The organism is Streptococcus sanguinis (assembly GCF_050234405.1).
GTDB lineage: Bacteria > Bacillota > Bacilli > Lactobacillales > Streptococcaceae > Streptococcus > Streptococcus sanguinis_W.
The window spans coordinates 1,601,661-1,626,155 of the sequence record NZ_CP092117.1 but is presented as its reverse complement, the minus strand read 5'-3'; the positions used below and the strand labels follow the sequence as shown (position 1 = coordinate 1,626,155).

At 45.5% G+C, this 24,495-nt stretch carries 23 protein-coding genes; all 23 read left to right on the top strand.

Translation table 11 applies throughout. The annotated features are described in order from the left end of the window. The first annotated feature begins 70 nt into the window (after positions 1–70). Entirely contained in the window at positions 71–1,495 is a 1,425-nt protein-coding gene (locus MFP28_RS07885) for an NADP-dependent glyceraldehyde-3-phosphate dehydrogenase (protein ID WP_002906941.1), read from the top strand. A gap of 385 nt (positions 1,496–1,880) precedes the next feature. Then, a complete protein-coding gene (glgB, locus tag MFP28_RS07880; RefSeq protein WP_002902694.1) occupies positions 1,881–3,791 on the top strand; it encodes a 1,4-alpha-glucan branching protein GlgB in 1,911 nt (636 codons plus the stop codon). A gap of 6 nt (positions 3,792–3,797) precedes the next feature. Then, positions 3,798–4,940: a glucose-1-phosphate adenylyltransferase gene (locus MFP28_RS07875; RefSeq protein WP_002897914.1), complete on the top strand. Its 1,143-nt coding sequence runs from the start codon at positions 3,798–3,800 to the stop codon at positions 4,938–4,940. Then, positions 4,930–6,069: a glucose-1-phosphate adenylyltransferase subunit GlgD gene (gene glgD / locus MFP28_RS07870; RefSeq protein WP_002906940.1), complete on the top strand. Its 1,140-nt coding sequence runs from the start codon at positions 4,930–4,932 to the stop codon at positions 6,067–6,069. Before MFP28_RS07875 ends, glgD begins: the two co-directional genes overlap by 11 nt. Beyond that, entirely contained in the window at positions 6,066–7,496 is a 1,431-nt protein-coding gene (glgA, locus tag MFP28_RS07865; protein ID WP_002906939.1) for a glycogen synthase GlgA, read from the top strand. The genes glgD and glgA overlap by 4 nt, the downstream gene beginning before the upstream one ends. A gap of 215 nt (positions 7,497–7,711) precedes the next feature. Continuing rightward, entirely contained in the window at positions 7,712–10,108 is a 2,397-nt protein-coding gene (locus MFP28_RS07860) for a glycogen/starch/alpha-glucan phosphorylase (RefSeq protein ID WP_002906938.1), read from the top strand. 142 nt (positions 10,109–10,250) lie between these two features. Further along, on the top strand, positions 10,251–10,751 hold the full coding sequence (locus MFP28_RS07855; RefSeq protein WP_002906937.1) for a phosphatase PAP2 family protein: 501 nt from the start codon (positions 10,251–10,253) through the stop codon (positions 10,749–10,751). A 125-nt stretch (positions 10,752–10,876) separates the two neighbouring features. Continuing rightward, entirely contained in the window at positions 10,877–11,818 is a 942-nt protein-coding gene (gene manA, locus MFP28_RS07850; protein WP_002906936.1) for a mannose-6-phosphate isomerase, class I, read from the top strand. A 264-nt stretch (positions 11,819–12,082) separates the two neighbouring features. Continuing rightward, entirely contained in the window at positions 12,083–12,283 is a 201-nt protein-coding gene (locus MFP28_RS07845; RefSeq protein ID WP_002906934.1) for a F0F1 ATP synthase subunit C, read from the top strand. A 35-nt stretch (positions 12,284–12,318) separates the two neighbouring features. Further along, positions 12,319–13,035 (top strand): F0F1 ATP synthase subunit A, encoded by a 717-nt coding sequence (gene atpB, locus MFP28_RS07840; RefSeq protein ID WP_002906933.1) that lies wholly within the window; start codon positions 12,319–12,321, stop codon positions 13,033–13,035. A gap of 18 nt (positions 13,036–13,053) precedes the next feature. After that, positions 13,054–13,548: a F0F1 ATP synthase subunit B gene (gene atpF / locus MFP28_RS07835; RefSeq protein ID WP_002906932.1), complete on the top strand. Its 495-nt coding sequence runs from the start codon at positions 13,054–13,056 to the stop codon at positions 13,546–13,548. Further along, entirely contained in the window at positions 13,548–14,084 is a 537-nt protein-coding gene (locus MFP28_RS07830; RefSeq protein WP_002904151.1) for a F0F1 ATP synthase subunit delta, read from the top strand. Before atpF ends, MFP28_RS07830 begins: the two co-directional genes overlap by 1 nt. 15 nt (positions 14,085–14,099) lie before the next feature. Beyond that, the gene (gene atpA / locus MFP28_RS07825) at positions 14,100–15,605 is read left to right on the top strand and encodes a F0F1 ATP synthase subunit alpha (RefSeq protein WP_002906931.1); all 1,506 of its coding nucleotides are present in this window, start codon (positions 14,100–14,102) and stop codon (positions 15,603–15,605) included. A 15-nt stretch (positions 15,606–15,620) separates the two neighbouring features. Beyond that, complete coding sequence (locus tag MFP28_RS07820) at positions 15,621–16,502, top strand: F0F1 ATP synthase subunit gamma (protein WP_002895995.1); 882 nt, start codon at positions 15,621–15,623, stop codon at positions 16,500–16,502. 38 nt (positions 16,503–16,540) lie between these two features. Further along, positions 16,541–17,947 carry a F0F1 ATP synthase subunit beta gene (atpD, locus tag MFP28_RS07815; protein WP_002895993.1) on the top strand — a complete coding sequence of 469 codons (1,407 nt, stop codon included), beginning with the start codon at positions 16,541–16,543 and terminating at the stop codon, positions 17,945–17,947. Positions 17,948–17,954: 7 nt separating this feature from the next. Further along, positions 17,955–18,377, top strand: coding sequence for a F0F1 ATP synthase subunit epsilon (locus tag MFP28_RS07810; protein ID WP_002904155.1), 423 nt, complete (start codon positions 17,955–17,957; stop codon positions 18,375–18,377). A gap of 172 nt (positions 18,378–18,549) precedes the next feature. Beyond that, positions 18,550–18,780 carry a DUF1146 family protein gene (locus tag MFP28_RS07805; RefSeq protein ID WP_002906930.1) on the top strand — a complete coding sequence of 77 codons (231 nt, stop codon included), beginning with the start codon at positions 18,550–18,552 and terminating at the stop codon, positions 18,778–18,780. A gap of 67 nt (positions 18,781–18,847) precedes the next feature. Further along, positions 18,848–20,128 (top strand): UDP-N-acetylglucosamine 1-carboxyvinyltransferase, encoded by a 1,281-nt coding sequence (gene murA, locus MFP28_RS07800; protein WP_002897900.1) that lies wholly within the window; start codon positions 18,848–18,850, stop codon positions 20,126–20,128. Then, on the top strand, positions 20,121–20,303 hold the full coding sequence (locus MFP28_RS07795; protein WP_002895988.1) for a DNA-directed RNA polymerase subunit beta: 183 nt from the start codon (positions 20,121–20,123) through the stop codon (positions 20,301–20,303). Before murA ends, MFP28_RS07795 begins: the two co-directional genes overlap by 8 nt. 58 nt (positions 20,304–20,361) lie before the next feature. Then, entirely contained in the window at positions 20,362–21,222 is an 861-nt protein-coding gene (locus MFP28_RS07790) for a DNA/RNA non-specific endonuclease (protein WP_002906929.1), read from the top strand. 178 nt (positions 21,223–21,400) lie between these two features. Continuing rightward, on the top strand, positions 21,401–22,120 hold the full coding sequence (locus MFP28_RS07785; protein WP_002902711.1) for a matrixin family metalloprotease: 720 nt from the start codon (positions 21,401–21,403) through the stop codon (positions 22,118–22,120). 4 nt (positions 22,121–22,124) lie between these two features. Next, on the top strand, positions 22,125–22,490 hold the full coding sequence (locus MFP28_RS07780; RefSeq protein ID WP_002906927.1) for a hypothetical protein: 366 nt from the start codon (positions 22,125–22,127) through the stop codon (positions 22,488–22,490). 99 nt (positions 22,491–22,589) lie between these two features. Next, complete coding sequence (locus tag MFP28_RS07775) at positions 22,590–24,485, top strand: ABC-F family ATP-binding cassette domain-containing protein (RefSeq protein WP_032916272.1); 1,896 nt, start codon at positions 22,590–22,592, stop codon at positions 24,483–24,485. Positions 24,486–24,495 lie beyond the last annotated feature (10 nt).

The window sequence follows — 24,495 nt, the reverse complement described above, 5'->3', positions numbered from 1 at the left end:
TTATAACTTTTGGTTGAAATTTTCAGAAAATTTGGTAAAATAATATTTAATAACATTTTGGAGGGGACAAGTGACACAATATAAAAACTATATAAATGGAGAGTGGAAAGTTTCTGAAAATGAAATTACCATCTCATCTCCTATCAACAATGAGATTTTAGGAACTGTGCCTGCCATGACTCAGGCAGAGGTCGACTATGCGATGGCGAGCGCTCGTGCGGCTTTGCCAGCTTGGCGAGCTCTTTCAGCAGTTGAACGTGCAGCTTATTTGCATAAGGTTGCGGATATTTTGGAGCGCGATCAGGAGAAGATTGGCGAAATTCTTGCAAAAGAAGTTGCCAAGGGTATCAAAGCGGCAGTCGGAGAGGTAGTCCGGACAGCAGACTTGATTCGCTATGCGGCTGAAGAAGGGATTCGTATTCACGGTCAGGTTATGGAAGGTGGCGGCTTTGAAGCTGCCAGCAAGAAGAAATTGGCTGTGGTTCGTCGTGAGCCTGTAGGAGTTGTACTAGCCATTGCGCCATTTAACTACCCAGTCAACCTGTCTGGTTCTAAGATTGCTCCTGCCCTTATCGGCGGAAATGTCGTGATGTTTAAGCCACCTACTCAAGGTTCAATCTCTGGTCTGCTCTTGGCTCAGGCTTTTGCTGAGGCTGGTCTGCCTGCTGGTGTTTTCAATACCATCACAGGACGTGGTTCAGAAATCGGAGACTACATCATTGAGCATAAGGAAGTAAACTACATTAACTTTACTGGCTCCACCCCAATCGGAGAGCGCATCGGTAAGTTGGCTGGTATGCGTCCAATTATGTTAGAATTGGGTGGTAAGGATGCTGCAGTCGTGCTGGAAGATGCTGACTTGGAGCATGCAGCTAAGCAGATTGTTGGCGGGGCATACAGTTATTCCGGCCAGCGCTGTACGGCTATTAAACGTGTCATTGTCATGGAGAGCGTAGCAGATAAATTAGCGGCGCTGATTAAGGCAGAGGTAGAGAAACTGACGGTTGGTGATCCCTTTGATAATGCGGATATCACACCAGTCATTGATAATGCATCAGCAGATTTCATCTGGAGCTTGATTGAAGATGCTCAAGAAAAGGGAGCGTCAGCCTTGACAGAAATCAAACGTGAAGCAAATCTCATCTGGCCTGCCTTGTTTGACCATGTGACACTGGATATGAAATTAGCTTGGGAAGAGCCATTTGGTCCTGTTCTTCCGATTATTCGTGTGACTTCCGTTGAAGAGGCTATCCAGATCTGCAACCAGTCAGAATTTGGTCTTCAATCTTCAGTCTTTACAAATGATTTCCCGAAAGCATTTGAAATTGCTGAAAAACTGGAAGTGGGTACTGTACACATCAATAATAAGACCCAGCGTGGTCCAGATAACTTCCCATTCCTTGGAGTTAAGGGATCTGGAGCCGGAGTGCAAGGGATTCGTTACAGTATCGAAGCGATGACACAAGTGAAATCCATCGTGTTTGATGTGAAATAATGAGAAAGGCGGCTTTGTGCGGCCTTTTTTCTTACATTGATGAACTTGTAAATTTAACAAGATTATCGAACCATTTGAAAAGAATCAAGCATTTATATGTTTAATTGCTTATTATTTTAAAATGTAAATTTACATATTGGTCTATATCTTTATGAAAATTTTCATCTTTTTCTTGTTTTGGATAGCTCCTATATTTAGCGAAAAAGGAATAAAAACATACTTAGAGGCACAAAATGCAGTGTTTTCTCTCTGATTTATTACTAATTTTAGCTAATGTTCGGTTTTAGTGATTTTCCGTAAGGATATTTGAAATTTACTTGAAAAAGAGATAAAAATAATGTAGAATAGTATTATAGAAAACGCTTACAAATAGAAAGGTGATTGCATGGATAAGAACGAAGCATTAAGAACCTTTACAACAGGTGAAAACTTTCATTTGCAGCATTATCTAGGGGCGCATCAGGATGAAGTGGACGGCAAGTCTGGCTACTCTTTCCGCGTTTGGGCGCCTAATGCTCAGAGTGTCCATTTGATTGGAGATTTCACCAATTGGTATGAAGAGCAGATTCCTATGGTCCGAAATGAAGCGGGCGTTTGGGAAGTCTTCACGGAGCTGCCTAAGGAAGGAGATATTTACAAGTACAATATCAAGCGTAGCAGTGGTCAGGAAATTTTAAAAATTGATCCGCTGGCTATCTATCTGGAAGAGCGTCCGGGTACTGGAGCAGTTATTCGCACTATTCCTGAGAAGAAGTGGAAAGACGGTCTTTGGCTGGCACGCCGGAAGCGCTGGGGCTTCTTCTCTCGGCCGGTCAATATCTATGAAGTGCATGCCGGCTCGTGGAAACGCAATGAAGACGGCAGTCCTTATAGCTTTGCCCAGTTAAAAGAAGACTTGATTCCGTATCTGGTGGAGATGAACTACACGCATGTGGAATTCATGCCGCTTATGGCTCATCCGCTGGGACTTAGCTGGGGCTATCAGCTCATGGGCTACTTTGCCTTTGAGCATACCTATGGCACACCTGAGGAATTTCAAGACTTCGTCGAAGAATGTCACTTGAACAATATTGGTGTCATTGTGGACTGGGTACCAGGTCACTTTACTATTAATGATGATGCTCTGGCCTACTATGACGGGACACCGACTTTCGAGTATCAGGATCACGATCGGGCTCATAACTATGGCTGGGGTGCTCTCAACTTTGATTTGGGTAAAAATCAAGTTCAGTCTTTCTTGATTTCCAGCATTAAATTCTGGATTGATTTTTACCATCTGGATGGGATTCGGGTTGATGCTGTCAGCAATATGCTCTATCTGGACTATGACAGTGGTCCATGGCAGCCAAATAAAGATGGCGGCAATCGCAATTATGAAGGCTATTACTTCCTGCAACGCCTCAATACGGTTATCAAGCTAGCCCATCCTGATGTCATGATGATTGCAGAGGAAAGTTCCTCAGAGACCAAGATTACTGGTATGAGAGAGCTGGGTGGTCTTGGATTTGACTACAAGTGGAATATGGGCTGGATGAATGATATCCTTCGTTTCTACGAAGAAGATCCGATTTATCGTAAGTACGATTTTAATCTGGTGACCTTTAGCTTTATGTACGCTTTCTCTGAAAACTTCCTCCTGCCATTCTCGCACGACGAAGTGGTTCACGGTAAGAAGAGTCTCATGCACAAGATGTGGGGTGACCGTTACAATCAATTTGCAGGTCTCCGCAACTTGCTGACCTATCAGATTTGCCATCCGGGCAAGAAATTGCTCTTTATGGGTTCAGAATTTGGTCAGTTCTTAGAATGGAAGTCGGAAGAGCAACTAGAATGGTCGAATCTGGACGATCAGATGAACAAGAAGATGCAGGGCTTCACTGCTGCACTCAATGCCTTTTATAAAGACAATCGTCCGCTTTGGGAAATTGATCTGAGCTATGATGGTATCGAAATCATTGATGCGGATAATACCGATCAAAGTGTCCTCTCCTTCATCCGTAAGACGGAAAAAGGAGATATGTTAGTTTGTGTATTTAATATGGCGCCGGTAGAGCGGAAGAACTTTACCATTGGTGTTCCAGTGGAAGCCATTTATGAAGAAGTATGGAACACTGAATTAGAAGAATGGGGAGGTGTTTGGAAGGAACATAACGAAACAGTTCAGTCTCAAGAAGGACTTTGGAAAGATTATCCACAGACCTTGACCTTTACACTGCCAGCTCTTGGAGCCAGCATCTGGAAGATCAAGCGTCGGATTGCTCGTAAAAATGTTAAAAAAGATTCCACAAAGGAGTAATAGTCTATGAAGAATGAAATGCTAGCTTTGATTCTTGCCGGCGGGCAAGGAACTCGTCTTGGAAAGCTCACACAGAGTATCGCAAAACCTGCGGTACAGTTTGGCGGCCGCTATCGTATTATTGACTTCGCCTTGTCTAACTGTGCCAACTCCGGTATTCACAATGTCGGTGTCATTACTCAATACCAGCCATTAGCTCTGAACAGTCACATCGGAAATGGTTCTAGCTGGGGGCTTGATGGTATTAACTCAGGCGTGTCCATTCTTCAGCCTTATTCTGCGAGCGAAGGAAATCGCTGGTTTGAAGGTACTAGCCATGCGATTTATCAAAATATCGACTATATCGACAGCATTAATCCTGAATATGTCCTGATTTTGTCTGGGGACCATATCTATAAGATGGACTACGATGACATGCTTCAATCTCACAAGGACAACAATGCCAGCTTGACAGTAGCTGTTTTGGATGTGCCTCTCAAAGAAGCCAGCCGTTTTGGTATCATGAATACAGATGCTAATAATCGGATTGTTGAATTTGAAGAAAAACCAGAACATCCTAAGTCAACCAAGGCTTCTATGGGGATTTACATCTTTGACTGGCAGCGTCTGCGCAATATGCTGGTAGCTGCTGAAAAGAGCAATGTAGATATGTCTGACTTTGGTAAGAATGTTATCCCTAACTATCTTGAATCTGGCGAAAGCGTTTATGCTTATGACTTTGCAGGCTATTGGAAAGACGTTGGTACAGTAGAGTCTCTCTGGGAAGCCAACATGGAATACATCAGCCCAGAAAATGCTCTGGATAGCCGCAATCGTCGCTGGAAGATTTATTCTCGCAACTTGATTTCTCCGCCAAACTTCATCAGTGAAAATTCCCATGTAGAAGATTCGCTGGTCGTTGATGGCTGTTTCGTTGACGGTACAGTAAAACACTCTATTCTTTCTACTGGTGCTCAAGTCAAAAAGGGCGCAGTCATTGAAGACTCTGTCATTATGAGTGGAGCTGTAATTGGCAAAGATGCTAAGATCAAGCGGGCCATTATCGGCGAAGGTGCTATCATCTCTGATGGTGTAGAGATTGATGGTACAGAGGAAGTATATGTTGTCGGATACAACGAGAAAGTGGGGGTACCAAAAGATGAAGATTGATAAATACTCAGCAATTTTAGGAAACACAGTCGGCTTCCATGATATGTCAACTCTGACAAATCATCGTCCAGTAGCCAGCTTGCCATTCGGTGGGAAATACCGCTTGATTGACTTCCCGCTTTCAAGTCTTGCCAATGCTGGTATCCGCAGTGTCTTTGGTATCTTCCAGCAGGACAATATCAGCTCTGTTTTTGACCATATTCGTTCTGGTCGTGAGTGGGGTCTGTCTACCTTGCTCAGCCACTATTACTTGGGAATCTACAATACCCGTGTAGAAAGTTCTACAGTCGGTGAGGAATACTATGATCAGCTTTTGACCTACCTGAAACGTTCCGGTTCCAACCAAACGGTTGCACTTAACTGCGATATCCTGGTTAATATTGACCTCAATCAAGTTTTCCACTTGCACAATACAACAGAGCAGCCTATTACAGTTGTCTATAAGAAATTGCATAAGGAAAATATTTCGGATGTGAATGCTGTCCTAGATATTGACGAAACGGACCATGTTAGAGGGCATAAACTCTTTGATGGCCGAGAAGATGCTGAGCTCTTCAATATGTCCACAGACATCTTTGTGGTAGATACTCCATGGCTGATTGAAAAACTGGAAGAAGAAGCTAAGAAAGAGCATCCGCAAAAACTGCGCTATGTCTTGCGTGATTTAGCAACTCAGGAAGGGGCATTTGCCTACGAATATACAGGCTATCTGGCGAATATCTATTCTGTAGAGACCTACTACAGATCCAATATCGATATGCTTGAAAGTAAGAAATTCTACTCTCTCTTCAGTCCGAACCAAAAGATTTACACCAAGGTTAAGAATGAAGAGCCAACTTACTATGCTGAGTCTTCAAAAGTATCTCGCTCCCAGTTTGCGTCAGGAAGCATTGTGGAAGGTGAGGTCATCGATTCTGTGATTTCACGGAATACCAAGATTAAGACTGGAAGCAGTGTTAAATCCAGTGTTCTCTTCCCTCGAGTGAAAGTTGGAGAAAATGCAACTGTCGAGTACGCGATTGTGGACAAGGGTGTTGAAATTGGCGAAGGAGTGGTGATTCGCGGAACTGCAGAAGACCCAATCGTAGTCAAGAAGAGCCAAAAAGTTACAGAGGACATAATTCGATGAAGATTTTATTTGCAGCAGCAGAAGGAGCCCCATTTTCTAAGACAGGTGGTTTGGGAGACGTTATCGGCGCTCTCCCCAAATCACTGGTCAAGGCTGGCCATGAAGTTGGTGTTATTCTGCCTTACTATGACATGACCCATGCCAAATTTGGCGACCAAGTGGAAGACCTTTTCTATTTTGAAGTCAGCGTTGGCTGGCGTCGCCAATACGTTGGGGTCAAGCGACTGGTCTTGAATGGTGTGTCCTTCTATTTTATTGACAATCAGCATTATTTCTTCCGCGGTCATGTTTACGGGGATTTTGATGATGGTGAGCGCTTTGCTTACTTCCAGTTAGCAGCCGTAGAGCTGATGGAGCGGATTGATTTTATTCCAGATGTTCTGCATGTTCACGATTATCATACAGCTATGATTCCTTTCTTGGTTAAAGAAAAATACCATTGGATTCAAGCATATCAGAATATCAAGACTGTCTTGACCATCCATAATCTGGAGTTCCAAGGTCAATTTCCTGACAGCATGCTTTGGGAACTGTTTGGAGTGGGCTATGAGCGCTATGCAGATGGCACCCTACGTTGGAATGACTGTCTCAATTGGATGAAGGCTGGTATTCTCTATGCGGATCGAGTGACGACTGTATCACCAAGCTATGCAGGCGAAATACGTACACCAGAATTTGGTTGTAATTTGGATCAAATCCTGCGGATGGAGTCCGGTAAGTTGGTCGGAATTGTCAACGGTATAGATACAGATATCTATAATCCAGAAACGGATCCGCTATTAGCCCATCACTTTGACAAATCTGACTTATCTGGTAAACTAGAAAACAAGCGGGCTTTGCAAGAACGGGTTGGTCTGCCTGTGCGTGACGATGTGCCGGTAGTTGGGATTGTTTCCCGTCTGACCCGTCAGAAAGGCTTTGACTTGGTAGTGGAAGAGCTGCATAATCTCCTCCAGGAAGATGTGCAGATTATCCTCTTGGGAACAGGCGATCCAGCTTTTGAGCAGGCTTTCGCTTGGTTTGCCCATGCTTATCCTGAAAAGCTTTCAGCTAACATTCTCTTTGATGTAACCTTGGCTCAGGAGATTTACGCTGCCAGCGATATTTTCCTCATGCCAAGCCGCTTCGAGCCTTGTGGACTGTCACAAATGATGGCTATGCGCTACGGAACCTTGCCTTTGGTGCACGAAGTGGGCGGTTTGCGTGATACCGTGGAGCCTTACAATGCCTATACAGGACAGGGAACTGGCTTTAGCTTCAATAACTTTTCTGGCTACTGGCTGACTTGGACCTTCAAGGAGGCCCTCAAGCTCTATGTGGATGACAAGGAAGCTTGGAAATCTCTGCAAGAGCAAGCCATGGAGAGAGACTTCTCTTGGGATACAGCCAGCCAGGCTTACAGTGATTTATATCAATCACTTCTATAACATTTACTTCGGAATCAGTGTAAACAAATCCTCTCTTGTCCATGGGACAAGGGAGGATTTCCGTGAGAATTACATTTTTATATATTATCATACTGTTTTGGAGCTCTGTTTTTAGCTTGTGGCTGAAGCGAGTACTTCTCATCTTGATTGAAAAAAAGTATTCCTGCGTTTAAAAACTGTTTCCCGCTATTAAGAAAGGGAGATAACCACCCACCATGGAACTGACAAAAGAAAGTTTTATTCGAGATTTTAAGGATATTCTACATGAAAGACAGCTGATTAAGGTTGCTGATGCGACTTCAGTGGAGCTTTTTCAGGCTTTGGCTAGCACTGTCCGTAAGTATATCACGCCCCTGTGGCTGGAGCGTCGCAATCAGTTGATTGAGCAGCAGCAAAAGACAGCTTATTACTTTTCTATCGAGTTCTTACCAGGACGCATGCTGGAAACCAATCTGCTCAACTTAGGTATCCTCGATACGGTTAAGGAAGGCTTTGCCGAGTTGGGCGTTGACTTTGAGGATGTTAAGAATGCTGAGTATGACATGGCCTTGGGAAATGGCGGTCTGGGCCGCTTGGCGGCTGCCTTCATGGACTCGCTTGCAACCACTGGCTATCCAGGATTTGGAAATGGGATTCGCTATCGCTATGGACTCTTTAAGCAACGCATCGTAGATGGCTATCAGGTAGAAATTCCTGATGCTTGGTTTGGCAGTCTGGGCAATGTCTGGGAGACGCGCAAGGACCATGATATTGTTGATGTTAAAATCTTCGGAAATGTTTCCCTCCACGCCAATGAAAAGGGCCGGATTGTGCCTCTTTATGAGAATTCCAAAATCTTGCGGGCCGTTCCTTACGATGTGCCGCAGATTGGCTTTGGCAATGACAATGTCAACAATCTCCGGCTTTGGGATGTTGAAATTCCAGAGGAGCATGAACTGGACTACCCGACCATTGAAGCTCGTCGCCGGGTGCAAGATATCACTGCTATTCTCTATCCAGACGACTCTAGCTACGAAGGAAAAGAGCTGCGCTTGATCCAGGAATACTTCATGACCAGTTCAGGTCTGCAGACCATTATCAAATCCTACCTCAAGCAAGGTCGTCCGCTCAAGGATATTCATGAGAAGGTCTCAGTCCATATCAACGATACCCACCCAGCTGTCGCACCGGCTGAATTTATGCGTCTCTTGATGGATGAATATGATTTGGAATGGGCAGATGCTTGGAATGCTACAGTTAAAACCATGAGCTACACCAACCATACCATTCTGTCTGAAGCCTTGGAAAAATGGGATGCAGAGCTCTTTAAGAATGTCTTGCCGCGGGTTTATCAGATTATTCTAGAAATTGACAATCGCTATGTAGCTGAAATGGCTGGACGTGGCCTTGATCCGCAGGTCATTGAAAATACTCGGATTGTCAAAGATAATCAAATCCACATGGCCCACTTGGCGATCATTGGCGGTCATTCAATCAATGGTGTTGCCAAACTCCACACCGAACTGCTCAAAGAAGACACCTTGCGTGATTTCTACAGCATTTACCCAGAGAAGTTTAATAACAAGACCAACGGGATTATCCAGCGCCGCTGGCTGCAAATTGCGGATGAGCCTTTATCGGCTGAGATTGATAAGCTGATTGGTCAGGGTTGGAGAAGTGATATCCATGAGCTGCGTAAGCTTTTGGAATTCAAAGATGACAAGCAAGTGCTGGGCAATTTCTATCGGGTGAAGCAAGAAGCCAAGGCTCGTCTAGCTGACTTCATCAAGGAATCAACAGGAGTAGAAGTTTCTACAGAAGCCATCTTTGATGTGCAGGTGAAACGCCTCCACGCCTACAAGCGTCAGCTCCTCAACCTGCTGCATATCATCAAGCTTTACTGGGACCTCAAGGACAATCCTGATAAGGATATGGTGCCGCGCGTCTTTATCTTCGGTGCCAAGGCTGCTCCAGGCTACCACTTTGCCAAGTCGGTCATTAAGCTGATCAATGAAGTGGCCAATCTGGTCAACAAGGATGAAAGCCTGCAAGGAAAACTCAAGGTTGTCTTCTTGGAAAACTACCGCGTCAGCCTGGCTGAGCTCATCATTCCAGCTGCGGATGTATCAGAGCAGATTTCTCTGGCTTCCAAGGAAGCTTCTGGTACTTCCAACATGAAGTTCATGATGACAGGTGCCATTACCTTGGCTACTCTGGACGGAGCCAATATCGAAATCAAGGACGAGGTTGGTGACGACAACATTGTCATCTTCGGGATGGACAAGGACCAAGTTTACGAGCACTATGCCCTCCATGATTACTACTCACGCGGTGTCTATGAGAGCAATCCAGACATTCGTCGAGTAGTCGATACCTTTGTCAACGGCACTATTCCAAACGTCCGTGAAGAAGGCTCAGAAATCTACGAAGCCCTCATCACCCACAATGATGAATACTTCCTCTTGGAAGACTTCCATGCCTATGTAGAAGCTCAAGAGAAGATTGATACTCTCTATCGTGACAAAGAAAAATGGGCCCGCATGAGTTTGATCAACATCGCGACATCTGACAAGTTCACTTCAGATGATACCATTGAGCAATATGCCAAGGAAATCTGGAACTTGGAGAAATAATACTCTTCAGAAAACATGGACAATAAGAGATTGGGGCTTGGGTCTCAGTCTCTTTTGCTATCTATCTACCATCTTGTCTAGAAATATGCTATAGTAGAGAAAGTATGAGAGTCCAACTTTTAGAAAAGCAGGGTAAGCATGCATGAAAGATTACACAATTTTTTATCAACAATTAACGGCTCCCTTTCGCAGTCGCCCTCAGTGGCTGAAAGGGCTGGTTTACTTCAATAGGGGAATGACCTTGTTCATACCTATCGTTTATGGTCTCGTTCTGCTCAGCGCCTTTCTGACAGAAGGCTGGAAAGGGTTGCTTACTTTTTTCTTCTTACCAGCTATCGGATTTGGTCTCTTGTCAGCTATTCGCAAATGGCTGAATCAAGCACGCCCTTACGAGAAATGGCCAATTCAGCCCTTGTTGGCCAAGGATACTTCAGGCAAGTCCATGCCCAGCCGCCACGTCTTTTCGGCGACAGTGATTTCCATGTGCCTACTTTACTTTTTCTGGTTGCCGGGGCTAATCTGCCTCTTGCTTTCGGCAGGGCTGGCCCTAGTGCGCGTGATTGGCGGAGTGCACTATCCAAAGGATGTGCTGGTCGGTTATCTTTGCGGCATTTGTTGGGGAGCTTTACTCTTTTTATTATAAAGGACCTGTTTTCGGCAGAGAGTAGACAAAGAACCTCCAGCTATATTATAATAGAAGCAGCAACAACCGTTTCGACACCAAGGGCTATTCCTTGCTGGATGTAAAAAATATTTAAGGAGTCTACTATGTCAGAACCATTATTTCTACAGTCTGTGATGCAGGAGAAGATTTGGGGCGGCACCAAGCTGCGCGATGTCTTTGGCTATGAGATTCCCAGCGACCATGTAGGGGAGTACTGGGCTATTTCGGCTCATCCTAATGGTGTGTCAATCGTCAAGAACGGACGCTTTGCCGGTCAGAAGTTAGATGCGCTCTATGCCGAACACCGGGAGCTTTTTGGCAATCGTCCAGAACCTGTCTTTCCGCTTTTGACGAAGATTTTAGATGCCAATGACTGGCTCAGTGTTCAGGTCCATCCTGATGATGCCTATGGACTGGAGCACGAAGGGGAGCTTGGTAAGACTGAATGCTGGTATGTCATTGCTGCAGACGAAGGAGCAGAGATTATTTATGGTCATAATGCCAAGAGTAAGGAAGAGCTGCGCCAGCAGATTGAGAGCAAGGACTGGAACCATCTCCTGACTAAAATCCCAGTTAAGGCTGGCGATTTCTTCTATGTACCAAGTGGCACCATGCATGCCATTGGCTCAGGGATTCTGATTTTGGAAACTCAGCAGTCCAGTGACACAACCTATCGTGTTTATGACTTTGATCGCAAGGACGATGCTGGCAATCTTCGTGAGCTGCATTTGGAGCAGTCGATTGACGTTCTGACTATCGGTGAGCCAGCCAATAACCGTCCTGTTACCATTCAGGCAGATAGTTTGACTTCTACTCTTTTGGTGGCCAATGACTTCTTTGCTGTTTACAAGTGGGATATTGCCGGTTCAGTCAATTTTAAAAAGACAGCAGATTATAGCTTGGTCAGTGTCTTGGAAGGTATCGGTGAGCTAGAAGTTGATGGAGCTGTTTACCCGCTCGAAAAAGGGGAGCATTTCATCCTGCCAAGCGATGTCACAGAATGGACCTTGTCTGGAGATATGCAGCTGATTGTCAGCCATCCATAACTATAGAAAAATCAAGAGCAAATAATCATTTTGCTCTTTTTTCTTTAAAAAACATATGAAATAAGTGAAATTTTAATCACTTTCTTCTTATTTATATAGCAGAATAGTTTGTATATCAATAATAATTCAATTGTTTTGACAGGAAAATGTATAAATCAAAAGAAAGAAATAAAAAACGCTTACAATGGTGGCAAAAGATTGACTATTCGATATTTTAGGAGTAAACTAAGGAAGTAAATTTTAAAATATAAAGGAGAAGTCATCATGAATTTAACATATTTAGGACTTTGTTTGGCCTGCTTGGGCGTATCAATTGCTGAAGGTTTGATTATGAGTAATCTATTTAAGGCAGCAGCTCGTCAGCCAGAAATTATCGGTCAATTGCGAAGCCTCCTAATCTTGGGAGTAGCCTTTGTTGAAGGTACTTTCTTTGTAACGCTGGCTATGTCCTTTGTTATCAAATAAGAAAGAATTCTCTTTAGAAAAGGGGGTGTCATCTGTTGGAAGAAAGTATCAATCCAACTATCAATGTCGGTCCTGTGACCTTTGATTTGACCCTGCTGGCCATGACTCTGCTGACGGTGTTTGTAACTTTTGGACTTGTTTATTGGGCAAGTCGAAAGATGACGATTAAGCCGTCAAGAAAGCAGAATGCTTTGGAATATATCTATGATTTTGTCATTGATTTTACCAAGGGAAACGTTGGCGAGCATTATATGAAGAATTACTCGCTTTTTCTATTCTCCCTCTTTCTTTTCGTAGCTGTGGCGAATAACTTGGGATTAATGGCTAAGGTTCAGACAACTAATGGTTTCAATCTCTGGACATCGCCGACAGCCAATCTCGCTTTTGACCTAGGCTTCTCTCTTTTGGTGACGGTATTCTGTCATGTCGAAGGAGTCCGTCGTCAAGGTATAAAAGGATATCTAAAAGGTTTTGTGACTCCAGGTATCATGACACCCATGAATATCTTGGAAGAATTTACCAATTTTGCTTCGCTAGCCTTGCGGATTTATGGGAATATTTTTGCAGGTGAAGTATTGGCTGGTTTGCTCTTGACTTGGGCACATCAAGCAGCGTATTGGTATCCGATTGCCTTTATTATGAACATGGTTTGGACTGGTTTTTCCATCTTTATTTCCTGTATCCAAGCCTATGTTTTTACCATGCTAACATCTATGTATCTTGGTAAAAAGATTAATGGTGAGGTAGAATAAAAAGAAAGGATAGATAAAATGAATATAACCGTAGGTGAAATTATTGGCAACTTTATCTTGATTGCCGGCTCCTTTCTTCTTTTAGTATTTCTCATTAAGAAGTTTGCCTGGGGCAATATTATCGGGATTTTAGATCAGCGTGCTCAAAAGATTTCAGACGATATTGACGGTGCGGAAGCGGCCCGTAAGAAAGCTGAAGACTTGGCGCAAAAGCGTGAGGAAGCTCTGGCAGGCAGTCGGGTCGAAGCAGTTTCTATCGTTGAGACTGCTAAGGAGACAGCTGAGAAGAATAAGGCTGGAATCCTAGCTAATGCAGCAGAAGAAGCAGGGCGCTTGAAGGCTAAAGCCAATCAGGAAATTGCCCAAAACAAGGCAGAGGCTATGAGCAGCATCAAAGGAGAAGTAGCTGATTTGACTGTGACTCTGGCCAGTAAGATTCTGAGCCAGGAGCTGGATAAGGAAGCTCAAAGCGAGCTCATTGACCGCTATATCAAACAGTTAGGAGATGCCTGATGGATAAGAAGCAATATGCAATCATTGAGAAATATGCTTTGCCTTTTGTTCAGACGGTCTTTGAAAAAGGTCAGCAAGAAGATGTTTTTGAAAAACTGAGTCAGATTAAGGCTGTTTTCGCGGAGACCGGCCTTGCTGACTTTTTGTCACATATCGGTATTAGTGACCACGAGAAAGAAAAGAGTCTGCGGCTCTTTCAAAACTCAGGCTCCCAGCTGCTTGATAATCTGATTGAAATTGTCATTCTCAATCATCGCGAGGACCTCTTTTATGAGATCGTGCTGGAGAGTCAGCACCAGCTTGAAAAGATCAGCAATGAGTTTGAGGTGACGCTGCGCTCTGTTCAGCCTTTGACAGCCAGTCAGAAGGAGAAGATTCGACCGATTATTGAGCAGAAGATGGGCCTAAAAGTCCGCTCGCTCAAGGAAGAATTGGACAGCAGCTTGATTGGCGGCTTTGTCATCTCTGCCAATAACAAAACAATTGATGCAAGCATAAAACGTCAATTGCAAGTCGTAAAAGAAAAATTGAAATAGAAAGTGGTGTGAATTTTGGCGATTAACGCACAAGAAATCAGCGCTTTAATTAAGCAACAAATTGAAAATTTCCAGCCAAATTTTGACGTCACAGAAACAGGGGTCGTCACTTATATTGGTGATGGAATCGCGCGCGCTCATGGACTGGATAAGGCTATGAGCGGAGAGCTCTTAATCTTTGAAAATGGCTCTTATGGTATGGCGCAAAATCTAGAGTCGACCGATGTTGGGATTATCATCTTGGGAGACTTTACAGACATTCGTGAGGGAGATACCATTCGCCGGACTGGCAAAATCATGGAAGTTCCTGTGGGCGAGTCCTTGATTGGGCGGGTTGTTGATCCGCTGGGTCGTCCTGTTGATGGACTGGGTGACATTGTCACGGACAAGACACGTCCGGTTGAAACACCAGCTCCGGGTGTCATGCAGCGTAAGTCAGTATCTGAGCCTTTGCAGACAGGTCTCAAGGCTATTGATGCCTTGGTTCCAATTGGCCGCGGCCAGCGGGAGCTGATTATCGGGGACCGTCAGACTGGGAAGACGACCATTGCCATTGATGCCATCCTGAACCAGAAAGGTCAGGATATGATTTGTATCTATGTGGCGATTGGTCAGAAAGAATCTACAGTCCGTACGCAGGTAGAAACGCTCCGTCAGTATGGTGCTTTGGACTATACGATTGTCGTGACAGCCTCTGCTTCACAGCCGTCGCCTTTGCTTTTCCTAGCGCCTTATGCTGGTGTAGCGATGGCAGAAGAGTTCATGTATAATGGTAAGCATGTTTTGATTGTCTATGATGACTTGTCCAAGCAGGCGGTGGCCTATCGTGAACTGTCCCTCTTGCTCCGCCGTCCGCCAGGTCGTGAGGCCTTTCCTGGAGATGTTTTCTACCTGCATAGCCGTCTCTTGGAACGTTCAGCCAAGGTTTCTGATGAGCTGGGCGGTGGTTCGATTACAGCTCTGCCATTTATTGAAACGCAGGCGGGAGACATTTCAGCCTATATCGCGACCAATGTGATTTCAATCACTGATGGACAAATTTTCCTCAGCGACAGCCTGTTCAATGCTGGGGTACGTCCAGCCATTGATGCAGGTTCTTCTGTATCACGGGTTGGGGGCTCTGCCCAAATCAAAGCTATGAAGAAAGTAGCTGGAACCCTGCGTATCGACCTGGCTTCTTATCGGGAGCTTGAGGCCTTTACTAAGTTTGGTAGTGATTTGGATGCGGCAACGCAGGCCAAGCTCAATCGTGGCCGCAGGACTGTAGAAGTCTTGAAACAGCCAATTCATGAGCCGCTGCCGGTTGAAAAGCAGGTGGTGATTCTCTATGCTTTGACCCATGGTTTCCTAGACAGTGTGCCAGTAGATGATATTTTGCGCTTTGAGTCAGAATTATTTGCCTACTTTGATGCACATCAAGAAAGCATTTATGAAACCATTCGAACAACGAAAGACCTTCCAAGTGAGGAAGTCTTGGATGCTGCCATTACTGAGTTTATTGACCAGTCTAGCTTCAAATAAGAATAGAGGTGTCAGATGGCAGTTTCATTAAATGATATTAAAAATAAAATTGCATCCACGAAAAACACCAGTCAAATCACCAATGCCATGCAGATGGTTTCTGCTGCTAAGCTGGGAAAGTCTGAGGAAGCAGCTAAGAACTTTCAGGTCTATGCCCAGAAAGTGCGTAAGCTAGTTACGGATATGCTGCATGGCCACGAGGCAGAAAATGCCCGTCATCATTCGATGTTAATCAGTCGGCCAGTCAAGAAATCAGCCTATATCGTCATTACTTCTGACCGCGGGCTGGTAGGTGGCTATAATGCGACCATTCTCAAGGCTTTGATGGAGCTGAAAGCTGAGTACCATCCGACAGGAGAGGACTTTGAAGTCATCTGTATCGGAAGTGTTGGTGCTGATTTCTTCCGAGCTCGGGGGATTCAGCCCGTTTATGAGCTGCGTGGTCTAGCCGACCAGCCTAGCTTTGATGAGGTCCGTAAAATCATTAGCAAGACCATTGAGATGTATCAGAATGAGCTCTTTGATGAGCTCTATGTCTGCTATAACCACCATGTCAACAGTCTGACCAGTCAGATGCGGGTGGAGCAGATGCTGCCAATCATTGACTTGGACCCTAATGAAGCTGATGAAGATTATACGCTGAATCTGGAACTGGAGTCCAGTCGGGATTCTATCTTGGACCAACTGCTGCCCCAGTTTGCAGAGAGCATGATTTACGGTGCCATTATTGATGCCAAGACGGCTGAAAATGCTGCCGGTATGACTGCTATGCAGACAGCGACAGACAATGCTAAAAAGGTCATCAGTGATTTGACTATTCAGTACAACCGCGCTCGGCAGGCAGCCATTACGCAGGAAATTACTGAAATCGTGGCGGGTGCAAGTGCCCTAGAATAAGGCCACAAATGAATTAGAAATTAAACGAGGGAAAAAACATGAGCTCAGGCAAAATTGCTCAGGTTATCGGGCCGGTCGTAGACGTTGCGTTTGCTGCCGGAGACAAACTACCTGAGATAAATAATGCACTTGTAGTCTATAAAAATGATGAGAAAAAATCAAAAATCGTCCTTGAAGTAGCTCTTGAGCTTGGTGACGGTGTGGTGCGGACCATTGCCATGGAGTCGACCGATGGTTTGACGCGTGGTTTGGAGGTCTTGGATACTGGTCGTCCGATTTCTGTGCCGGTCGGCAAGGAAACTCTGGGCCGGGTGTTCAATGTCCTAGGAGACACTATTGACTTGGATGCGCCTTTTGCAGAGGATGCAGAGCGCCAGCCGATTCATAAGAAGGCACCGACCTTTGATGAACTATCGACTTCATCAGAAATCCTGGAAACAGGGATCAAGGTTATCGACCTTCTAGCTCCTTATTTGAAAGGTGGGAAGGTTGGACTCTTTGGCGGTGCCGGAGTTGGGAAGACAGTCCTGATTCAGGAATTGATTCACAATATCGCTCAAGAGCACGGTGGGATTTCTGTCTTTACGGGTGTTGGTGAACGAACACGTGAGGGGAATGACCTCTACTGGGAAATGAAAGAGTCTGGCGTTATCGAAAAGACCGCTATGGTCTTCGGTCAGATGAATGAACCGCCAGGAGCTCGGATGCGGGTTGCTCTTACCGGACTGACTATCGCGGAATATTTCCGTGATGTGGAAGGTCAGGACGTGCTGCTCTTTATTGACAACATCTTCCGCTTTACGCAGGCTGGTTCGGAAGTGTCTGCCCTTTTGGGCCGCATGCCGTCAGCCGTTGGTTACCAACCAACACTTGCGACAGAAATGGGACAGTTACAAGAACGGATTACCTCAACCAAGAAAGGTTCCGTTACTTCCATTCAGGCTATCTATGTGCCAGCGGATGACTATACTGACCCTGCGCCAGCGACAGCTTTTGCTCACTTGGACTCTACGACCAACCTAGAACGGAAATTGGTTCAGCTGGGGATTTATCCAGCCGTGGATCCATTGGCTTCCAGCTCTCGTGCCCTTTCACCAGAGATTGTCGGAGAAGAGCACTATGCAGTAGCTGCAGAGGTTAAGCGGGTTCTGCAACGTTATCATGAATTGCAGGATATCATTGCTATCCTTGGTATGGATGAGTTGTCTGACGATGAGAAGACTCTGGTTGCACGTGCGCGTCGGATCCAGTTCTTCCTGTCACAAAATTTCAATGTGGCAGAGCAGTTTACTGGCCAGCCAGGTTCTTATGTACCAGTAGCTGAAACGGTTCGTGGCTTCAAGGAAATCCTTGAAGGTAAGCACGATAAGCTGCCGGAAGATGCCTTCCGTGGTGTAGGGTCCATCGAGGATGTATTGGCCAAGGCTGAGAAAATGGGATTCTAAGAGGTGAATGATGGCTCAAATGACAGTACAAATCGTGACACCGGATGGTCTTATTTATGATCACCATGCTGCATTTGTTTCCGTAAAGACCATTGATGGTGAGCTGGGGATTTTACCCCGCCACATCAATACCATCGCTGTTTTAGAAGTAGATCAGGTCAAGGTACGTCGGGTTGATGATGACAAGCATATCGATTGGATTGCGGTTAATGGCGGAATCATTGAAATTGCAGATAATGTCATTACCATTGTGGCGGACTCAGCTGAGCGTGAGCGAGATATCGACATTAGTCGGGCTGAGCGGGCTAAGCTCCGAGCTGAGCAAGAAATTGAAGAAGCACATGATAAGCATTTGATTGACCAAGAACGCCGGGCTAAGATTGCCCTGCAACGGGCGATCAACCGGATCAATGTCGGAACAAGATTATAAGAAGCTATTTTGTCTAGATTGATGGAAGTCATTCGTCATCTGGTAAGATGCTTTCATGAATACAAACTGAATACGCAAAACTGAGGCAGAAATGTCTCAGTTTTCTTTTCCAAAGAAAAAGGGGGACTATTTAGTTCGTCCCTGACTGGAGTCTTGTGGTATAATAAAAGTTATGGTAGAAGTTATTTTTAAATTATGCAGTCATTTGCTCTTTATTTTCTTTACCTTTCATCTGCTGTCAACAGTTGTTGAGTGGGAGAGGTTTTTCAAGGTCAATGCCGATAATGCGATGAAGATTCGCTTTTTGATTCTCTTGTTTAGCATTGCCTTGGGCTATTTAGTCAGCCTTTTCTTCATTGGTATTTACGATATGAGCCGGGCGATTTTTAATGGTACTTTATAAGGTCATATTTTTGATTTTATGGTATGATAGTATGGATGATTTTAAAAATTTAGAGTAAGGAATCGGTATGGAAAAAATTATTATTCAAGGTGGAGATAATCGCTTGGTCGGAAAGGTCAAGATTGAAGGAGCAAAAAATGCGGTGCTGCCTCTCTTGGCAGCGACAGTCTTGGCTAGTGAGGGCCAGTCTGTTTTGAAAAATGTTCCGGTCTTGTCTGATGTCTTTACCATGAACAATGTGGTCCGCGGTTTAAACACTCAGGTGGATTTTAATCAGGAGGAAAATACAGTTGTTGTGGACGCCACTCAACCTCTGTCAGAGGAGGCGCCATATAAATACGTCAGCAAAATGCGGGCGTCTATCGTTGTTTTGGGTCCAGTCCTGGCTCGCAATGGGCATGCTAAAGTTTCTATGCCAGGTGGCTGTACGATTGGCAGTCGGCCTATTGACTTGCACCTGAAGGGCTTAGAAGCTATGGGAGCTCAGATTACCCAGACAGCAGGTTATATCGAAGCCAAAGCAGAGCGGCTTAAAGGTGCTCATATTTACATGGACTTTCCTAGTGTGGGAGCAACGCAAAACATCATGATGGCTGCAACGCTGGCTCAAGGCACCACAGTGATTGAAAATGCTGCTCGGGAGCCTGAAATCGTTGACCTAGCCCTCTTTTTAAATGAAATGGGAGCCAAGGTCAGAGGAGCGGGTACAGAGACTCTGACTATTGTCGGAGTGGATCAGCTACGCGGGGCCAAGCATAATGTGGTTCAAGACCGTATCGAAGCAGGAACTTTTATGGTTGCTGCAGCTATGACCAGCGGTGACTTGCTGATTGAGGATGCCATTTGGGAGCACAACCGTCCCCTGCTTTCCAAAATGCAGGAAATGGGAGTGGAAGTGACAGAGGAAGATGAAGGGATTCGGATTCGTTCCGATGTTTCGAAGCTCAGACCGGTTGCGGTCAAGACCCTTCCTTATCCGGGCTTCCCTACCGACATGCAGGCTCAGTTTACGGCGCTCATGGCTATGGCCAAGGGCGAGTCTACGATGATTGAGACTGTCTTTGAGAACCGCTTCCAGCATCTGGAGGAAATGCGTCGGATGGGGCTGCACTCTGATATCATGCGTGATACAGCTCGTATCTGGGGCGGCGGCAGCTTGCAGGGAGCTGAAGTCATGTCAACTGACCTTCGGGCCAGTGCGACTTTGATTCTGATGGGCTTGATTGCTGAAGGCGAGACTAAGGTCAGCAAGCTGGTACACTTAGACCGAGGCTACTATAAATTCCATGAGAAATTGGCAGCCTTGGGAGCCAAAGTGAAGCGTGTAAAGGAAGAAGACGATGAGTGAAAATCTAAAATATTTAGGTCGGCAAATTGGCCTTGTTCTGTTGGTTCTCCTGGTAGCAGTGATTCTCTTTTTCGTGTCTCTGATGATTGGCTATAACATTATCGGAAACGGTAAGGGATCAGTTTTTTCACCAGAAACCTGGCAAGAATTAATCGGGAAGTTTACTGGAAACTAGCTCCTAGTCGAAAAGACTAGCTGAAATGAATCCAGTTTGCTAAGTTGAAAGAAAGAAGATGAAAAGAAAGACTAGTCAGAAAAGGAATTCTAAGAGCCTGCAAGGCTGGGCTGGGCTGACTCTAGCCTTGATTTTAGCTCTGGCTGGCTATTTCTGGGGACAGGAAGGTCAGCAGCCACTTCAAAATCCAAATTCAGAAATCAGAGTTGGGCAAGTCCAAGATCAGGGCACCCCTAGCCAGGAATTGGCTGAGAGCGTTCTGACGGATGCTGTCCGAGCTCAGCTCAAAGGCAGCATTGAATGGAATGGAGCTGGTGCCTTTATTGTGAATGGGAATAGGACAGACTTGGATGCGGGGATTTCTAGCAAACCCTACGCTGACAATAAGACCAAGCTTGTACAAGGGCAACCACTTCCGACAGTGGCGAATGCCTTTTTATCCAAGTCTACCCGCCAGTACAAAAAACGGGAAGAAACTGGAAATGCCAACACTTCATGGGTACCGGCAGGCTGGCATCAACTCAAGAACCTCCCTGGTGAGTACAATCATGCTGTGGACAGAGGACATCTCTTGGCCTATTCGCTGATTGGTGGTTTGAAGGGCTTTGATGCTTCTACTAGCAATCCTGCCAATATTGCTGTGCAGACAGCTTGGTCTAACCAAGCCAATGAAGCGGATTCGACAGGGCAGAATTACTATGAGACAAAGATCCGTAAGGCCCTTGATAAGAACAAGCGAGTGCGCTACCGGGTAACCTTGATTTATGCCACGGAGACTGATTTAGTACCGGTTGGGTCACATTTAGAGGCCAAATCTAGCGATGGTAGTTTGGAATTTAATGTCTTTATTCCGAATGTGCAAAAAGGGATTCGCCTGGACTATAATAGTGGCAGGGTCAGTCAGGAGACGGGTTCTTAATTTTATACTCAAAAATGGATTTGCAAAGAGTATTCAACAGTATGAAAAGAAATGGTTGCAGATTTGTAGTCATTTTCTTTTATTCTAATAGAATAGAAAGAAGGCGAATTTTTCAGTCTTTTTTAAGAAAGCGGTGGTAAAATCAACGTTCTCTTACAATCTAGTAAAGGAGGTTGCGATGGGACTTATTTTTAAATGCATCCGTTTCCTCATGCGTCTGATTGGACGTGTGGTATGGGGACTTGCCTGGTCCTTTGTCCTGAGCTTTATGGTTATTGTCGGAATTTTCTATTTTACCACTTCAACAAAACCGGGTACAGAGGGACTGACGCAGGCTGTTCAGACAGCTGTTGGCAGAGTGGATCAATTTTTAAATCACCAAGGCATTTCCACGGGCCTTCATAGCAGTGAGGAGACGCAAACAGATCAGCTGACAGATGAGCATGCAACAACAGGGGCTCGTTGGGATCAGCCAAGCGCCACGATTTATATCGATACAAATAATGAAACCTTCCGTTCAGCCTATAAGGAGGCTATTGATTCTTGGAATCAAACAGGTGCCTTCACCTTTCAAATCATCAACGACAAAGACAAGGCGGATATTGTTGCAACGGAGATGAACGATGGCAACGTCAGTGCAGCTGGTGAAGCTGAGTCGCAGACCAATCTCTTAACCAAGCGGTTTACCCATGTCACGGTTCGCCTTAATAGTTACTACCTGCTAGACAGTCGCTATGCTTATTCTCATGAGCGGATTGTCAATACAGCAGCGCACGAATTGGGCCATGCTATCGGATTAGACCATAATGAGGAGGAATCAGTGATGCAGTCAGCAGGCTCATTTTACAGTATCCAGCCGACAGATATCCAGGCTGTAAAAGACTTGTATCAATCGTAAGCCTATGTTAAAATCTATTTTTTACTTGATTCGACACTTTCCAGAGCAAGTTTTTCTCTTTGTTTTTAACTCAGGAATCTTTGTCTGGCTATGGAAAAGCGGCAATGAGATTGCCAACCAGCTAGGAGTGACAGCGGCTTGGGAAAATCATGTTCCGGCGCCCATTCAGGTCTTCTTCGGCCAGAATATTGAGGCAGTTCAGGGATTTTTTCACAATTCCGCCTTTATGTGGCTAGTCGGGTCCATGATTATCCTTCTGGTTATTCGTCTGATTAAGGGAATGATTAAATTTGTTGTCTTTGCGGTTTTGATTCTGCTGGGAATTTATCTGATTTTGCAGAATCAATCTATTCTCAATAGTTTTATGTAAGACAGTCTGGTATGGCTGTCTTTTTTCTTTTGGGGAGCTGAGTTCTCTTTCTCTTGAATTCTGATAGCTGTGCTTCTGGAAATCTGCTATAATGGTCTTATGATTATTTTACAAGCAAGCAAGATTGAGCGCTCTTTTGCAGGGGAGCTTCTTTTTGACAATATTAACCTGCAGGTGGATGAGGGCGATCGGATTGCCCTAGTCGGTAAAAATGGAGCCGGGAAGTCAACCCTGCTCAAGATTTTAGTGGGCGAGGAAGAGCCTACTTCTGGTCAGATCAATAAAAAACGAGACCTGTCCCTGTCCTATCTGGCTCAGGACAGCCGCTTTGAGTCGGAGAATACTATCTACGACGAGATGCTGCTGGTCTTTGATAGTCTGCGCCAGCAAGAGAAGCGCTTGCGGCAGATGGAGCTGCAAATGGGAGAATTGTCGGGGGAAGCCCTGACTGCACTCATGACTCAGTATGACCAGCTGTCAGAGGACTTTCGCCAGAAAGGTGGTTTTACCTACGAGGCCGATATTCGAGCGATTTTGAATGGTTTTAAGTTTGACCAGTCCATGTGGCAGATGAAGATTTCTGAGCTTTCGGGCGGGCAGAATACCCGTCTGGCTCTGGCCAAGATGCTTTTGGAAAAGCCAGAGTTGTTGGTACTGGACGAGCCGACCAACCACTTGGATATCGAGACCATTGCCTGGCTGGAGACTTACTTAGTCAACTACAGCGGTGCCCTGATTATCGTCAGCCACGACCGCTATTTTCTAGACAAGGTTGCGACTATCACGCTGGACTTGACCAAGCATTCCTTGGATCGCTATGTGGGCAATTACTCTAGCTTCGTGGTCCAAAAGGAGCAGAAGCTGGCCACTGAAGCCAAGAACTATGAAAAGCAGCAGAAAGAAATCGCTGCGCTGGAGGACTTTGTCAATCGCAATCTGGTTCGGGCTTCCACAACCAAGCGGGCTCAGTCCCGTCGTAAGCAGCTGGAAAAGATGGAGCGTTTGGACAGACCGGAGACCGGCAGCCGCTCGGCTACTATGACCTTCAAATCCGATAAGGTTTCTGGAAATGTCGTCCTGACTTTGGAGGATGCAGCTATTGGCTATGGCGAGGAAGTCCTGTCGGAGCCAATTAACCTTGACATTCGCAAGTTTAATGCGGTAGCTATCGTCGGACCAAATGGGATTGGAAAGACGACCTTGATTAAATCACTAATCGGGCAAGTGCCCTTCATCAGAGGCAAGGAGCAGCTGGGAGCTAATGTGGAAGTGGGCTACTATGACCAGACCCAGAGCAAACTGACTGCTAGCAATACGGTTCTCGATGAGCTATGGAATGACTTCAAGCTGACACCAGAGGTCGAGATTCGCAATCGCTTAGGCGCTTTCCTCTTCTCGGGAGACGATGTCAAGAAGTCTGTCGGCATGCTATCGGGTGGAGAGCGGGCGCGGCTGCTTCTAGCCAAGCTGTCTATGGAAAACAACAACTTCCTCATCCTAGATGAGCCGACCAACCACCTAGATATTGACAGCAAGGAAGTTCTGGAAAATGCCCTGATTGACTTTGACGGCACCCTGCTCTTTGTCAGCCACGACCGTTACTTTATCAATCGCGTGGCCACCCAGATCATCGAGCTCTCTGAGACAGGCTCCACCCTTTATCTTGGTGATTATGACTACTATCTGGAGAAAAAGGCAGAGCAGGAAGCCTTGCGTGAGGAGACGGAGCAAGCCAGTCCTGACAAGCCAGCACCTGCCAATGACTATCAGCTTCAAAAGGAAAACCAGAAAGAACAGCGCCGGCTGGCCCGCCGCCTAGAGCAATTGGAAGCGCAAATCGAGGATTTGGACAGTCAGATCAGTCAGCTTCAGAAAGCCATGCAGGCAACCAATGACGCCGCCGAACTCATGGAAAGCCAGCAGCAAATCGACCAACTGACCGCTGCCCAAGAAGAAGCTATGCTAGAATGGGAAGAACTGGCGGAGAAGGTGTGAGAATAGAAAG